The sequence below is a fragment of the cyanobacterium endosymbiont of Braarudosphaera bigelowii genome (assembly GCF_020885515.1).
GTDB lineage: Bacteria > Cyanobacteriota > Cyanobacteriia > Cyanobacteriales > Microcystaceae > Atelocyanobacterium > Atelocyanobacterium thalassa_A.
The window spans coordinates 510,754-526,240 of record NZ_AP024987.1 but is presented as its reverse complement, the minus strand read 5'-3'; the positions used below and the strand labels follow the sequence as shown (position 1 = coordinate 526,240).

13 protein-coding genes are annotated in these 15,487 nt (G+C 30.7%); 9 read left to right on the top strand and 4 right to left on the bottom strand.

The features are described 5' to 3' along the window. The first annotated feature begins 101 nt into the window (after positions 1-101). The 4 genes from LPC16_RS02240 (at position 102) to LPC16_RS02225 (ending at position 6,221) form a co-directional block, all read left to right on the top strand. Positions 102-1,562, top strand: coding sequence for an NADH-quinone oxidoreductase subunit M (locus LPC16_RS02240; RefSeq protein ID WP_229637575.1), 1,461 nt, complete (start codon positions 102-104; stop codon positions 1,560-1,562). Between the two features lie 253 nt (positions 1,563-1,815). Continuing rightward, a complete protein-coding gene (locus LPC16_RS02235) occupies positions 1,816-2,988 on the top strand; it encodes a pyridoxal phosphate-dependent aminotransferase (protein WP_229637574.1) in 1,173 nt (390 codons plus the stop codon). A gap of 231 nt (positions 2,989-3,219) precedes the next feature. Then, complete coding sequence (locus LPC16_RS02230) at positions 3,220-4,617, top strand: collagen-like protein (protein WP_229637573.1); 1,398 nt, start codon at positions 3,220-3,222, stop codon at positions 4,615-4,617. A gap of 335 nt (positions 4,618-4,952) precedes the next feature. Beyond that, entirely contained in the window at positions 4,953-6,221 is a 1,269-nt protein-coding gene (locus tag LPC16_RS02225) for a dihydroorotase (protein WP_229637572.1), read from the top strand. A 252-nt stretch (positions 6,222-6,473) separates the two neighbouring features. Here the strand turns inward: LPC16_RS02225 and trxA are convergent, their stop codons facing one another. Next, complete coding sequence (gene trxA / locus LPC16_RS02220; protein WP_040054683.1) at positions 6,474-6,797, bottom strand: thioredoxin; 324 nt, start codon at positions 6,795-6,797, stop codon at positions 6,474-6,476. 378 nt (positions 6,798-7,175) lie between these two features. Here trxA and pcrA point away from each other — a divergent pair, with 378 nt between their 5' ends. After that, positions 7,176-9,497 (top strand): DNA helicase PcrA, encoded by a 2,322-nt coding sequence (gene pcrA / locus LPC16_RS02215; protein WP_229637571.1) that lies wholly within the window; start codon positions 7,176-7,178, stop codon positions 9,495-9,497. A gap of 54 nt (positions 9,498-9,551) precedes the next feature. On the opposite strand, the gene LPC16_RS02210 is transcribed toward pcrA, so the two are convergent. The 3 genes from LPC16_RS02210 to LPC16_RS02200 form a co-directional block, all read right to left on the bottom strand. Further along, positions 9,552-10,391: a metallophosphoesterase gene (locus tag LPC16_RS02210; protein ID WP_229637570.1), complete on the bottom strand. Its 840-nt coding sequence runs from the start codon at positions 10,389-10,391 to the stop codon at positions 9,552-9,554. A gap of 99 nt (positions 10,392-10,490) precedes the next feature. Then, positions 10,491-11,396: a CPBP family intramembrane glutamic endopeptidase gene (locus tag LPC16_RS02205; protein WP_229637569.1), complete on the bottom strand. Its 906-nt coding sequence runs from the start codon at positions 11,394-11,396 to the stop codon at positions 10,491-10,493. Between the two features lie 200 nt (positions 11,397-11,596). Then, positions 11,597-11,983 (bottom strand): AbrB family transcriptional regulator, encoded by a 387-nt coding sequence (locus LPC16_RS02200; protein WP_040054680.1) that lies wholly within the window; start codon positions 11,981-11,983, stop codon positions 11,597-11,599. A 1,275-nt stretch (positions 11,984-13,258) separates the two neighbouring features. Here LPC16_RS02200 and LPC16_RS02195 point away from each other — a divergent pair. The 4 genes from LPC16_RS02195 (at position 13,259) to LPC16_RS02180 (ending at position 15,477) form a co-directional block, all read left to right on the top strand. Then, complete coding sequence (locus LPC16_RS02195; RefSeq protein WP_229637568.1) at positions 13,259-13,678, top strand: ATP synthase subunit I; 420 nt, start codon at positions 13,259-13,261, stop codon at positions 13,676-13,678. A 38-nt stretch (positions 13,679-13,716) separates the two neighbouring features. Continuing rightward, a complete protein-coding gene (gene atpB, locus LPC16_RS02190) occupies positions 13,717-14,469 on the top strand; it encodes a F0F1 ATP synthase subunit A (protein ID WP_229637702.1) in 753 nt (250 codons plus the stop codon). Positions 14,470-14,725: 256 nt separating this feature from the next. After that, a complete protein-coding gene (atpE, locus tag LPC16_RS02185) occupies positions 14,726-14,971 on the top strand; it encodes an ATP synthase F0 subunit C (RefSeq protein ID WP_040054677.1) in 246 nt (81 codons plus the stop codon). Between the two features lie 74 nt (positions 14,972-15,045). Continuing rightward, positions 15,046-15,477, top strand: a complete 432-nt coding sequence (locus LPC16_RS02180) for a F0F1 ATP synthase subunit B' (RefSeq protein WP_040054676.1) — start codon at positions 15,046-15,048, stop codon at positions 15,475-15,477. Positions 15,478-15,487 lie beyond the last annotated feature (10 nt).

Sequence of the window (15,487 nt, the reverse complement as noted above, 5' to 3'; positions counted from 1 at the left end):
AATATTGTAGATAGAATGCTAAAAGTGTTTTTTTCAACCATAGATCATAATAATTAATAATTATTATATGAGTATTTCTTTATATTCTAGGAGTTAAAAAATTGCCAGTTCTTAGTTGCTTAATTTGGTTACCTTTATTAAGTGCTATTTTAATAATATTTTTTTTTAAACAGCAAGATAATGACTATTGTCGTTTATTTGCTATTTTCATATCAGTCATCTTATTAGCCTTAACTATAGCTATTGGCTTTAAATTTAATGTAAGCAATCCCGAAATACAATTCTATGAATCTTTTCTTTGGATAGATAGAATTGGTTTAAACTATAGTCTCGGAATCGATGGGTTATCATTACCTTTGGTATGTCTCAATAATTTTCTTACTTTAATTACTATTTATAGCAGTAGTAAAAATATCCAAAGACAAAGGTTTTACTACGGACTAATATTGATTTTAAACAGCGGTATCTCTGGAGCTTTCTTATCACAGGATTTACTCTTATTTTTTATTTTTTATGAGTTAGAAACTATTCCACTATATTTTTTACTTGTAATTTGGGGAGGGATAAAACGTGATTATGCTTCTATTAAGTTTCTAATATATACATCTATTTCTGGAATTTTCATTTTTATATCTTTCTTGGGATTGGTATGGTTATCAGGTATACCTACATTTAATTACTGGTCTTTGCGTTTTCATTCTCTATCTCCTACACATCAGCTGTTTCTATTAATTCCATTATTGGTAGGCTTAAGCATTAAAATTCCTATTGTTCCCTTTCATGCTTGGCTACCAGATACACATGTAGAAGCTTCAACTCCTGTTTCAATTTTATTAGCTGGAGTCTTACTAAAACTAGGTACCTACGGGTTATTACGTTTTGGCGTTGGCTTATTTACAGATGCATGGATATATTTGTCTCCTATGTTGGCAACTTTAGCTGTTATTAGTGCATTATATGGAGCTTTTTGTGCCATAGCACAAAAAGATATGAAAAAAGTGGTCGCTTATTCTTCTATCTCTCACATGGCTTATGTTTTGTTAGCATTATCTGCAAACACTTCATTAAGTTTGAATGCTGCTGTTTTTCAAATGATCAGTCATGGATTAATCTCTGCCTTATTATTTTTTCTTGTGGGAATTGTTTATGAAAAAACAGGTAGTCGTGATGTAGACTTTTTATCTGGTTTATTCAACTCACAGAACGGATTACCTATTACAGGAAGCTTAATTATTCTTGGAGTAATGGCGAGTTCTGGTATTCCTGGGATGATTGGTTTTATTGCAGAATTTCTTGTATTTCGAGGTAGTTTTCCTGTTTTTCCAATTCAAACTTTGCTCTGTTTGATAGGTAGTGGACTAACCGCAGTATATTTTTTATTGATGGTAAATCGTGTTTTTTTTGGAAGATTAACTCCAAGATTAATTGATATTCCTCGTATATACTGGTCTGAGCGTTCTCCAGCATTGCTTTTAGCAGTTTTAATTATAATGTTAGGAATTCAACCAAGCTGGTTATTACGTTGGAGTGAAACCTCAATAAATACTTTGTTAATAAGATAAAAAATAATATAGCTAATAATTGATAAATCTTATAGTTGAAAATTATTTAATAAAAAAAGTATAGATATTAAACATTTTTATTAAATATCTATATGAACCATATAGATATTTAATAATATTAATCAACTGAAATGTTACTAATTGTTATAAAAAAAATTATATTCAAGAAAAAAGAAAATGTTACTAAAAGTGTATTGTAAAAGAAATGTTGTAGAGTAATTAATAGTAATATATCAGGTTTGAAAGAGTGAATATGAATCAACTAGCAGCAAGAGTAAAGCAAATTACTCCCTCGATAACCCTTGGTATTGCTGCTAAAGCTAAACAGATGAAAACACAAGGCATAGATATCTATAATCTTAGTTCAGGAGAACCAGATTTTGATACACCTCAACATATTAAAAACTCAGCAATATTAGCTTTACAGGAAGGAAAGACTAAGTATGGTCCTGTATCAGGTGAATTAGCATTAAAAGAAGCTTTAGTAAATAAACTAAAAGAAGATAACGGACTTGATTACACTCCTGATAATATTATCGTAACAAATGGAGGTAAGCATTCATTATTTAATTTAATGTTAGCTCTGATAGAAAGTGGAGATGAAGTAATTATTCCTGCTCCATATTGGCTTAGTTATCCTGAAATGGTTAGACTAGCGAAAGGTATACCTGTTATTGTAGAAACTAAAGCAGAAACAAATTATAAAATTACACCGGAACAGTTATTAAAGGCTATTACTCCAAAAACAAAATTATTTATTCTTAATTCTCCCTCTAATCCTACTGGTGCAGTCTATACATATCAAGAACTTAAAAAGTTAGCAGAAATAATTATAAAATATGATATATGGATTGTTTCTGATGAAATTTATGAAAAAATTTTATACTCTAAAACAAAACACATCAGTATTGGAGCACTAGGAAAAGATATTCTTAGAAAAACAATTATTAGTAATGGATTTTCTAAAAGTTATGCTATGACAGGATGGCGTTTAGGTTATTTGGCTGGTCCTAGTAACTTAATTAAGGCTGTTAGTACTGTTCAAAGCCATAGTACTTCTAATGTCTGCACTTTTGCTCAATATGGAGCCATTGCTGCACTGAAAGAGAAAGAATCTTCAGCATGTGTTCAGGAAATGTTAAATGCTTTTACTAATCGTCGTAACAGCGTCCTTAAAAGAGTTGCATCAATTCCTCAAATAAGCTGTCCCATTCCAATGGGAGCATTCTATGTATTTATTGATATTAGTCAAATAAGCAAAAATTCTATACAATTTTCAAATGATTTGTTGGAAAAATATCAAGTTGCTGTTATTCCAGGACAAGCATTTGGTAATGATGATTGTATACGTGTTTCTTATGCTGCTGACTTAATATCTATTAAAAAAGGAATGGATAGAATAGAAGAATTCATCAATACACTTTAATAATATTTTACTTATACAAAAGGCAATTAAACATTTGGTCTATAAAATACAAACAATACTTAAAACTTAGATTCAAATTCTAAAGTTGTTTATATTTATAAATTTAATTATAAATTAAATTTTGCTAAGTTAATTTTATTATTAATAGTAAGTAAAATAGCATTTAAGAAACAAAATTTTGTAATACATAGTCTTCTATAATTTTAATATCGTTAACCATGTAACGAATAAATGCAATTAATTAAACTTCTTTTTTTTATACTTTTCCCTCAAATTCTTATTATTTCTTCATCATTTGTAGCACTTAAATTTTATATAAAATCTGCAATTGCTACTGAAGTAACAACATTCGGTGAGAATGGTATTAATGCTCATCATGGCACATCAGGAGAAGATGGTAAAAATAGCGAAGATTTAACTATTTTTATTGATGACTCTCCTCTAGATCTAGATTTAGCAGGGGAAAACGGACAACCAGGAGAAAATGGAGAACACGGCAAAGATGCAAAATGTAAAGCTCAACCTCTAGATGTTAAATATCACTTAAAAGCCTCTGATGGTGGTAATAGTGGTAGTGGAGGGAATGGAGGGAATGGAGGGAATGGAGGTTCATTGACTTTATATACAAGTAATATTGAAAATCTAAGCAAAATTTTTGTTAATGCATCAGGAGGACAAGGTGGAAAACCAGGACGAGGTGGCATTGGAGGAGAAGGATGTCGTTGTAACAGTTCTTATTGGGCACTAGAAAGTTGCGATAATAATCCAGGTAAATCTGGTTATAGCTGCACAACTTTAAAGTTTCAATGTCAAGATGGTAAAAATGGATCCAATGGTGTCAGTGGAACTTTTGGAAAGGATGGACAAAGAGGTTATTTAACTTTAATAAATCTTGATAAACCTCTTGAACCTGACAAATCAGCAATAACAGTAAGTATGTCTACCTTAAAAAATAAGGGCTATTTATTATCAAAAAACATTTGGGAAACTAAGAATAACGCATCTTCTTTATTTAGTCCTGCTTCCATAATTAATGATCAGTATCTAGCACTAATAGAAAGACTAGAACATTCTTTTTTATTAATTTGGAATGCCCCTCAATCCTTTAATAAATTTTCTCATGAGCAAGTAACCTTACAATACATTAGTAACAAAGGTATCTTAGTCAATATTCCTGATGATATTTGGATAGAAGCAACCACACAACAACATAAAAAAATTACGCAATTTATAGTTCATAACTCCATAAAAAAAAGTGATGTAACTCGCTTAAAAGCTCAAGAGATTTCTGGGAAAGGAAAAAATTTACAGTTTAAGTTAATTGATAAAGCAGACGAGTCTCATTTAGTCTCAACTAAATTCAGTATTATTTATAGTGTTACTTATTCAGATCCATGGTTACGACCTGTTTCTGACTATAGTACAAAATATAGAGGAAATATTCCAGATGAGTTAGTTATTTTAAACGGTAATCAATTTATAATCGATATTGGAAAACTACCTATTGATCTAAAATACCTACAATCTGGTTTAGGTATCAAAATCAAACTTATTATAAGTAGAACCTTTGCTGGTTATGCTGACGAACAAGTTCTTATATTTAAAGATACTATTGGTACTTTCAAGTAATATAATATTTAAATATTCATCACATTAAAAATAAAAAAAATTAAGTAATAGTTTTACTAGATTACTTTGATAGTAAAAAAATACTAATTAAACATTTTAAAAAAAGTAATAAATGAAAACTTCTTTTATTAAAAACCAGACCGATTATTAGAAATATTAACTAATCTAAAGAATTAAATTCTCATATAAAAAGCTATTTAGTAAAGTATAAGAAGTTTAATCAGTTATGTGATAATTATTTATATAGTAAATAACTTAAATTAATCGAAAAATAAATATATTATCTTTAAGTATTGAGAATCTAGTCAGAATGCTTGTTTAACTTTAATTTTAATATGATAACTTATTCTTTAACCTTATTGAGACAAATTCAAGTTTTAGATCCTGTAGCCAATACTCATTCCATTTGTGATGTTTTATTAGATAGAGAAAAAATTCTTAAGATAGATCATCACCTAAATGAAGATTTTTCAGAAGTAAAAATTATTAATGGTAAAGATCTTATTTTTGCTCCCGGACTAATGGATTTATATAGCTATAGTGAAGAACCTGGTTATGAAACTAGAGAGACATTAGATACTTTAGCAGCCTCTGCCATTGCAGGAGGGTTCACCCGTGTTGGTATTCTTCCTCAAACTATTCCATCAGTTGATAACTTAACTTCTCTTTCCTATTTGCAACAAAGAGCAAAACAAATTTCTTCTGTAAAACTAAATTTTTGGGGAAATCTTACAAAAGATGCGAAAGGAAAACAAATGGCAGAGTTACAAGAACTAGCAATGAATGGAGTCTTAGGATTTACAGACAATCGGGAAATAGAAAATTTAGGAATGCTATGGCGATTACTAGAATATCTTAAACCTCTAGGTAAACCTATTGCTTTAGTTCCAGATTGTTTTTCTTTAAGAGGAGATGGAGTAATAAGAGAAGGTTTCTCTTCAATTAGTTGTGGACTTCAGGTTAATCCTTCGATAACAGAATCTACAGCAGTTGCGGCAATACTAGAGATAGTAGCTGCTACTCAAACTCCTGTTCATTTAATGAGGATTTCTACGCGTCGTTCCGTTGAACTAATTGCGTGGGGAAAATCAAGAGGTATTCCTATTACTGCAAGCACAACTTGGATGCACTTATTATTAGATTCAAGAGCAATTGCTAGTTATAATTCTAGTTTGAGATTGAATCCTCCTCTAGGTAACTTAGAGGATCGTACTGTATTAATTGATGCTATCTCACAAGGTATCATAGACATGGTAGCAGTTGATCATCATGCCTATACTTATGAAGAAAAGACAGTACCTTTTGCAGACGCTCCTACAGGAACAATAGGACTACAACTAGCATTACCCTTACTTTGGCAGGAATTAGTAGAAACTAAAAAATTGTCGGCACTTCAACTATGGAAAGTACTAAGCAATATACCTTGTGAATATTTAGGAGAGCCCTTAAGTCCTATTAAAGCAGGTTCTCCTTTAGAGTTTATTATTTTTGATCCTAAAAAATCTTGGGAAATTTCTCCCTCTAACCTTTATTCTTTGAGTCATAATACTTTTTGGTTAGGGCAAAAAATAAAAGGAAAAGTAATCGCTAGTTTTGTAAAATAAGATTAGTAATTAGCATAGCTTGAATATTTCATAAATTTGCAATATTAGCTGATTGATTTTTATTACATATTTCAAAAGTATTTATAGAAATCACTTAACAGTAATGTTGAGTTCTAATTATTCATCAACACTATAGTATGATCTCGAATATTAATCATTGAGTGGTGCATATAATATGGTTAACTCTATTGAAAAAGAGGTAAGTCTTGACAAGCTTACCTCTTAGATATGGTTTTGAATTTCTAACAGAAACTAAAGATATTTCTCAAGAGTAGAAGCTAGAGTTGTCTTGGGAACAGCACCTACAACCATATCAACTCTTTGACCTCCTTTAAAAATCATAAGAGTAGGAATACTACGAATTCCATATTGGCTAGCCGTATTAGGATTTTCATCAGTGTTAAGTTTGACTACTTTTATTTGCCCCGCGTATTGTTCTGCTATCTCGTCTACGACTGGAGCTACCATACGACACGGGCCACACCAAGGCGCCCAAAAATCAACCAAAACAGGGACTTCACTCTCTAAAACATCTGTTTTAAAACTACTATCTGTAACTTGAGCTGCAGCTGACATATAAGAATTCCTTTAATTGCTCATATTTCTCTAGAATAATCTAGGGTTTTATTCTACCATATGAAAAACTCTCTTTATTTTTACTTAAATTTCCGTAAATTTTAGAAGTTATTATTTTCTCATTTAATAAAAAACCGTCCGAACATTGCCGGACGGAGTATGGTGTGAGGAGTGAACGGAAACAATTGTCTCCGCTTCTTCTATTGTAGGGGAAAATTTCCATTTTGATTCATGAATCGTAGTACAATCAAAAACTTTTCTTTTACTTAATGTGTTAGGCTGAGCACTTATATTTACTTTATATTCAATCATTACTAGATTAGATTAATAAAGTTACAATCAAGAAATCAGACAATGGCATTTGATTTTTAAATCTTTATGACTACTTCTGCCGATTTTCTTTCTACATTAAATCACTTTCAACGTCGTGCTGTAGAGCATTTCTGTGGCCCTCTTTTGGTGATTGCAGGAGCTGGCTCAGGTAAAACACGTGCTCTCACCTACAGGATCGCAAACTTGATTATTTATAATAAAGTTAATCCTGGGTCCATTCTTGCTGTGACTTTTACAAATAAAGCAGCAAAAGAAATGAAAGATAGGCTTGATAATCTTCTCGCTCAAGAAATTTCCTTAAAAAACTATAGACAATCATTTGACTCTTTATCAGAATTTAATCAAAAAAAACTACTTTCTTTTATTTATAAAAAGACTACGAAACAATTGTGGATAGGTACTTTTCACAGCCTATGCGCAAGAATACTCCGGTATGATATTAATAAATACCAAGATAGTAAAAAGAGAAAATGGGATAGAAATTTTTCTATTTTTGATGAATCTGATGTTCAAAATATTGTGAAAAATATAACTTTAAAACAATTTAATCTAGACGAAAAAACTTTTAACCCTAGAACAATTCGTTACGCTATCAGTAGCGCTAAAAATTTAGGTTTATCTCCTGAAGAATACTTGAAAGAACACTCTTATTCAAAAGGACGTATTATTGCAGAAATCTATGATGAATACCAGACTCAACTCGCTGAAAATAATGCTTTAGATTTTGATGACTTAATTTTAATTCCAGTCCGTTTATTTGAAAAAAATCAATCTGTTTTAGGTTATTGGCATTCTCAATTTAAGCATATTTTAGTTGATGAATATCAAGATACAAATCGAATACAGTATACTTTGATTCAATTGTTAACAACAAATGGAAAAATAGATAGGAATGAGTGGAGTTGGAGAAATAGATCCGTTTTCGTTGTAGGTGATGCAGATCAATCTATCTATAGTTTCCGCATGGCTGATTTTACAATTTTATTGAACTTTCAGTCTGAATTTGGAGATGGCTTGTCGGATGAAGAAACTAAAACTATGATAAAGCTGGAAAACAATTATCGTTCAACAGAAACTATATTAAGTGCAGCTAATCATCTTATATATAATAATAGTCAGCGTATTGATAAAACTCTCAAAGCAACAAGAGGTAAAGGCGAAAAAATTTATTGTTATAAAGCAGATAATGAACATATAGAAGCAGAGTTTGTTATTAATAAAATCGAAGAATTAATAAGCTTAAACCCTAAGTTAAGCTGGAAAGATATTGCTTTTCTATACAGAGTAAATTCTCAATCTAGACCATTCGAAGATATTCTAGTTCGTCGAAATATTCCTTACACTATTGTAGGAGGGTTTAAATTTTATGATCGTCAAGAGATTAAAGATTCAATCGCATATTTACGTTTAATTGTTAATCCTTATGACACTGTAAGTCTTTTAAGAGTTATTAATTCTCCTCGCCGTGGTATTGGTAAAACAACCGTTGACTTATTATTAAAAGCTTCTCAAGAATTAAGGACTTCTTTATGGGAAATACTTATTGATGAGACTTGTGTTATGACATTGACGGGAAAATCTTCAAAAGCAGTTCTTAGTTTTGTACATATGATTAAAGAATTGCAAGAACAATCAACTAAATCATTATCTACAGATATTTTTAACCAAATAATGCAAAAATCAGGATACATAAATGACTTAAAGCAGAAAGAAACTGAGGAAGCAGATAATAGACTTGAAAATCTTCAAGAATTATATAATGCCATCAATCAGTATCGGGAAGAAAATAACGATCCTAGTTTACAAGGCTATCTGACGAATGCATCTCTTTCTTCTGACTTAGATAATTTAGAGAATGAAAACAATAAGGTATCTCTTATGACATTACATTCTGCTAAAGGGTTAGAATTTCCTATTGTTTTTTTAGTAGGTTTGGAACAAGGAACTTTACCGCATATTCGTAGCTTAAGCGATCCTCTTTCCTTGGAAGAAGAAAGACGTTTGTGTTACGTAGGTATAACTCGTGCACAAGAAAAACTATTTATAACTTATGCTCAGGAAAGATTTGTATGGGGATCAAAAGAAATTAAAATTGTCTCACAATTTTTAGAAGAAATTCCTCAAGACTTAGTAAGTGATCATACAAATATAATTATCGAAAAAACTTCGCAAAAAAGAAATAACTCTAAAAACAATAATATTCAATGGTCAGTTGGTGACCATATAATTCACTATAGTTTCGGAGAAGGTGAAGTCACCCATGTTTTAGGATCAGAAAAAAAAGTTAATTTAGCTATTAAATTTAAAAGTTTAGGAAGAAAAATTATTGACCCTGGTACAAATTCGATTACTAAAATTCTTAAATAAAAGTAATTATATTTAGAAACAAGAATTTGGTATATGGTCTTTAGCACAAATTAACTATTTACTACTTTTAACCAAAGTAATTATTGTTAGCTCTGGAGAACAAAAGAATCTCCCTGGTGAATAAGTCCCTAATCCTCGATTTACGTATAGTTTATTCTTTCCTATTGTATGTAATCCTAAATTCCATTTCCAATTCTTTACAATACTTGAGCTATATTTAGCTAAGGGAAAATATTTTAGTAGTTTATGAGGTGTTATTCTATATATTTTTTGGAATAACATTAAACATGGTCCAAAACCCGGAATTATGATTTGTCCACCATGAGTATGACCTGATAGTTGTAAATCAACACGCCATTTTTTTAAAATACTAGCTGTATCAGGATTATGGGACAGAACTAGACGAGGTTGTGATACAGATAATTTATTTATGACAACTTCAGGATTAAATTCTTGTGACCAAAAATCTGCTAATCCAATTATTGGTAAATACATGCCTAAAGGGTAAACAATTTCATTCCAAAGAACTTTTATATTTGCATGAGTTAGTGCTTCTGTTATTATGGATTTTCCATTTTTGTATAAGATATCATGATTGCCTAAGACTGCATAAACTCCCTTTTGGCTTTTCAGTAACTTTAACTGTGAAGCTAAATTATATATATAATCAGTTGAATTGGTAATATAGTCTCCTGTTAATAAAATCAGATCTGGTTTTTCTGCATTACTATACTGAATTGCTTTTATGAGTAATGAATTAGAAAGAGAGAGTCCATCATAGTGAAAATCTGATAGCTGAGCAATTTTTATTTGATCTAGATCATTAGGTAGTCCTGTAATTGGAATTGTTACTCTTTCAATACCCAGAAAATTTTTATAAGATTGAATGAACATAAATTTTATGATCAATGATTTAGTTTTAAAAAACTTCTAGAACGTATTTTTGATAAAACTAATTATTTATGATAATGTTCTGTAAGTTTATGGTTGGCTTTAAATGATAGTAAAAGACCACAGAACGATGCCAGTAACTAGTAATGATAAGACCCCCATTATACCTGCTAAAGGTTTTTGTCCAATTCCAACTATATAATTACCCTTTAAATCTTTATATGTAATCAATTTTGTAGATTCTAACAAAGAAATTCCTAGGATCCATCCTGTGTGTAATCCCCATGGTAATCCCAAATCACCATTATGGACCCATTTCGCTTCAGTTAAAACCATACCCATCAACCATAATCCTGGTAGTTGAGGAAGAGTTTCTTTTCTTTCCCAAACTAAGTGAAGTAATGCAAAGACTATGCTACAGATAACACCGGCTATTAATATATTATGGTTATCTTCTAAGATTGTTTGTATTATTCCTCTAAATATTAATTCTTCTGTCAATCCTATCCATAAAGCTAAACCTAAAGTAGGTAATAAAATTCTATTTAATGTAATTTTATTCTCAAAATTCCATTTTAAGTAATCTAATTTTTCTTCTAGTTTAAATAAAACTATTAAACTAAGTAAACTTATTAATAAACCTACAAAAAAGTCAACCAGAAAATCATATTTAAAAACTAATCCATAGTTGGCCAAAGATTTATGTTCTCTGATTAACATTAAGGATATTAAAGGAGGAACTAATAAATATAAAGGAATGAGTAGTAATAATTTCTGACTAGGATTTAATGGTTCAAAAGGTCTCCATTTAATTTTTTTGCTTATAAAAAAAGCAATAGGTGACCAAACAATAAACCAAGTAAATACTAGTGAAATAACTTGAATTTCGCTAGAAAAAGTTTTAATAAATACTGATAATTGTTGAATTAAGCGGGAAGATAATATCGCTTCCCATTCAATTCCATTTAGAATCAAATCTAAACTATTTCGTACTGCTCTTAATGACATTGTGGAGCGGATTATAGATTAATTTATTATTTACCATAACATATCTCACTTTTAGGTACATATCTAAAAGTGAGATGTTAATAATACTAAAAAAAATCTTCTTTGCTTCTTAGTCATTAAGCCTAAATAATAGGCTTAATGACTATTTTTTTTAATCCTAGTTAGTAATGTCATTTACATTTATCGAAATTAAAAACAGTCTAGGCAGCTTCTTTTTCTTCAATATCAACTTGTTTAAGGTGAATATGTTTGTAACCAAGTTTAATTTCAAATTCATCACCTGGTTTTAGTCCCATTTGCTCTGTATAAGTAGAACCTATGACAATCTGACCGTTTTTATGGACACTAACACGAAATGTGGGTTCACGGCCTCGCCCATCTTTAGTAGAACCAGGTTCAAGGGGAACTCCTTTAGCCCCTAAAACTGCATCATAAAAATCGGTCAAATTAACACGAATTTGTCCATCTTTTGTTACTGAATAATATCCACACTCTTTAGCAGTTTCTCTTCGAGGTTTATGAGATAATTCTTTCACCTTTTGAAGTAATGCTTTTCCCATTAAGGGAGTAGAATTTGTATTGGTCATAATTTTTCAATGTCCTTTACTCTTATGTTAATGATAACCATTGACTAATAATATTAATCACTAGTCATCATATCAAAAATATAACGTTAAATCTTTAAATTCAAATAAAAAAAATACATAATTATCAACTTAATATTTCAATGTTTAAAGGATGAAAATAAGCATAAGTGACTTAGTCATACATTAAATTGTTATTCTGGTTTCTTAGTCATATTAGTAACTGAGTTAATAAATAGAAAGAGTAAAATTTATTTAAAGAATTCTAAAACCTCATCTCAGATAGACATTTCTGGAATATTAGCAAAATAGAAAAAATGTCAGGAGCATAATATAAAAAAATAAGATACTTATTTTAAGAACATGATTATCTTATTTTTTCATGAATTTAAAAAAGTAACATAAATGATATTTGATCTTTTTTGCAAGCTGCTTTTATTACTAAGACACAGTATTCTTATAAAGCTTGAAAGAAAATCTTATAAAATTTTATACTTAACAGTTTAAACGTGACGGAATAAAATAAAGGTAATTAAATTCTAAAATTTCATTTATCTTAAGGAATATAGTGGGTCTGTTTAAATAAGATACGCTATAAATCTCTATTAATAATATTATGTCATCTATATTTAGTAACATTATATTTTATTTAAATTTTAATATTGCCAATTATTATTTAAAACAAAGAGCTTGTAGTGGTTAATTAAAAAAATCAAATTGATTTTTTTAATTAACCACTCTTAAATGACTAAAGTACTAATCAATAGTTTTATTCTTGAGAGACATTATCGAAACATTTCTACAAATAAATATTTTCACAAAGTAATAATTCTTATTACTTCATTAGTTGTAATCCATATCACTTATTGCCTAAAAAGTAATAAATATATAGTTTTTTTTTTGCAAACCGTTTGCCTATATAGGTAATTAATTAAATGTTATTTGCCATTTATGACTGTGCTTAAAGTTTTTATGATCATTTTTTGTTCTATATTTATCATACTTTCCTAGTATTTTATATTTAAATGTTTAATACTTTCTTAACTTATACCTGCCGGCACAGTACCTCTATTCATGTTGTTACATCAACATGATATTATTAGCAGTGACTCGCTTTAAGGCTTTCTCTAACACGATGGATGAAGTAGTAGGAAATATTTAATGATTTACTTCAACAGTTTATCAAGTTTTCTTACGAGCCTCACTTAGAATTACAGATTTAAATTTGCCTTGGTTTTATATAGGCTGATTTTAAGTCAAATAAAAACCTGTAACTGTATGCAATTAACTAGTTCTGTCTCTCAAACTTCTAATACAGAAACAATTCAGGCTGATTCTATGAAAGATTACTATCAGTTGCAGCGCACACTTATGTTGCTAAGCGTAGTACTTACAGGGATCATCTTCATATGTGTCTGGATATTCCACTCTTTACATTTGGCTTTTAGCTATCTATTAGGAGCACTTGTAGGAGTTGTTTATTTAAAAATGTTGGCGAGAGAGGTAGAACGAATTGGAACCTCACAACAGAAATTAGGTAATAAAGGATTAATTCTATTTGCGGCTACAATTATCGTGGCTAGTCAATGGCAAAAACTTTACATTGTCCCAGTCTTCTTGGGATTTTTGACTTATAAAGTCGCTATAGTTGCTTATACCATACAAAGCGTAATGGTTTCAGCGCGAAAGAGCGATTGAGATTCCATTCAGTGACCAGATTTGGTAAATTCTACCTAATGACAATGTTACATGGTTTATACATTTCAAACACCTTATTCTTTGCTGCCTTAGAAGTTGGCAAGCACTGGTACTGGGAAATTGGCAATCTAAGATTACATGGACAAGTATTCCTTGGTTCTTGGTTTGTCATTGCCCTATTGGTTATTGCATCTCTATCTGCAACTCGTAATATTCAACGAGTTCCTAGTGGGATGCAAAATTTTATGGAGTATGTTTTAGAATTTCTACGAGATTTGGCTAAAAACCAGCTCGGAGAAAAACATTATCGACAATGGTTACCCTTTATTGGGACACTATTTTTGTTTATTTTTGTCTCCAATTGGTCAGGAGCTCTAATCCCGTGGAAACTTATAGAAATTCCAGAAGGTGAATTAGCTGCTCCTACTAATGACATTAACACGACTGTTGCATTAGCACTTCTAACGTCTTTAGCCTACTTTTACGCAGGTCTTAGCAAGAAGGGTTTAGGTTATTTTGCTAATTATATTCAACCTATTCCTATCTTACTACCTATTAAGATTTTAGAAGATTTTACCAAGCCTCTCTCTCTGAGCTTCCGTCTGTTTGGTAATATTCTGGCTGATGAATTAGTAGTAGGAGTACTTGTATTTCTTGTTCCTCTACTAGTGCCATTACCACTAATGGCACTAGGACTATTTACTAGTGCGATTCAAGCTTTAGTGTTTGCTACCCTGGCAGGAGCTTATATTCACGAAGCAATTGAATCAGAAGAGGAAGAAGGACATTAATAAGAGTAAGGTTCTAATTAAACAGACTATCAAAAAGGAAAATATCTGTTACGCAAAAATGACCAAAACGTAAGACAATAGACAGAGGAGATGGATATAAAGTTTCCATTATTAACTCAGGTCCTTACTTATTGGGAGTTTGTAGAGACAGAACTAACTATTTCTAGTCTTGTTTTTAAGACCTATACTCCTAAACTATTTAAGTTGACAATTAGCTTCTAATTTGTTTTATCAATAAAATTGAGGAAGAATTAACATGAATCCTACTATCGCTGCTGCTTCCGTTATTGCTGCCGCCCTAGCTGTTGGTTTAGCTGCCATTGGACCTGGTATTGGTCAAGGTAATGCTTCAGGTCAAGCTGTTTCTGGGATTGCTCGTCAACCAGAAGCTGAAGGAAAAATTCGTGGAACTCTGCTTTTAACTCTAGCGTTTATGGAATCTTTAACCATTTATGGTTTAGTAATTTCTCTTGTTCTCTTATTTGCTAATCCCTTCATTTAGGATTTAGTCGATTAATAGAGGCAGCCATATGGCTGCCTCTCAATCATAAAGTAAAAGATCTAGTTGAGTAAGTTATGTTTGATTTTGACGCAACTTTGCCGGTCATGGCATTGCAATTTATCTTATTAGCAGTTGTTCTAAATGCCATTTTTTATAAGCCTCTTAATGAGGTACTAGACAAGCGAGCTGATTATATTCGTCAGCAAGAAATAGGTGGGAAAGAGCATTTAGATAAAGCTAGAGAGCTGGCTGCTCAGTATGAACAACAATTATCAGAGACAAGAAAACAATCTCAAGAGATTGTCATTTCAGCTCAGTCAGAGGCTAAAATAATTGCTAATGAAGCAATTGTTATTGCTCAACAAGAAGCCCAAGCTAAAAAAGAAGCTGTTGCTAAAGAAATTGCACAACAGCGCCAAGATGCTCTAAAAGTTCTAGAAAAACAAGTCGATGTTTTAAGTCATCAAATTCTGGAAAAGCTTTTAGGTCCAGAGTTAATCAAGTAACGACGCCGTC

Bases quoted from the DNA above. Each gene is read 5' to 3' on its own strand.
- LPC16_RS02180 (WP_040054676.1), top strand. From the start codon at position 15,046: ATGTTTGATTTTGACGCAACTTTGCCGGTCATGGCATTGCAATTTATC.
- LPC16_RS02230 (WP_229637573.1), top strand. From the start codon at position 3,220: ATGCAATTAATTAAACTTCTTTTTTTTATACTTTTCCCTCAAATTCTT.
- LPC16_RS02200 (WP_040054680.1), bottom strand. From the start codon at position 11,983: ATGACCAATACAAATTCTACTCCCTTAATGGGAAAAGCATTACTTCAA.
- pcrA (WP_229637571.1), top strand. From the start codon at position 7,176: ATGACTACTTCTGCCGATTTTCTTTCTACATTAAATCACTTTCAACGT.
- LPC16_RS02225 (WP_229637572.1), top strand. From the start codon at position 4,953: ATGATAACTTATTCTTTAACCTTATTGAGACAAATTCAAGTTTTAGAT.
- atpB (WP_229637702.1), top strand. From the start codon at position 13,717: ATGACAATGTTACATGGTTTATACATTTCAAACACCTTATTCTTTGCT.
- LPC16_RS02210 (WP_229637570.1), bottom strand. From the start codon at position 10,391: ATGTTCATTCAATCTTATAAAAATTTTCTGGGTATTGAAAGAGTAACA.
- LPC16_RS02205 (WP_229637569.1), bottom strand. From the start codon at position 11,396: ATGTCATTAAGAGCAGTACGAAATAGTTTAGATTTGATTCTAAATGGA.
- atpE (WP_040054677.1), top strand. From the start codon at position 14,726: ATGAATCCTACTATCGCTGCTGCTTCCGTTATTGCTGCCGCCCTAGCT.
- LPC16_RS02195 (WP_229637568.1), top strand. From the start codon at position 13,259: ATGCAATTAACTAGTTCTGTCTCTCAAACTTCTAATACAGAAACAATT.
- trxA (WP_040054683.1), bottom strand. From the start codon at position 6,797: ATGTCAGCTGCAGCTCAAGTTACAGATAGTAGTTTTAAAACAGATGTT.
- LPC16_RS02235 (WP_229637574.1), top strand. From the start codon at position 1,816: ATGAATCAACTAGCAGCAAGAGTAAAGCAAATTACTCCCTCGATAACC.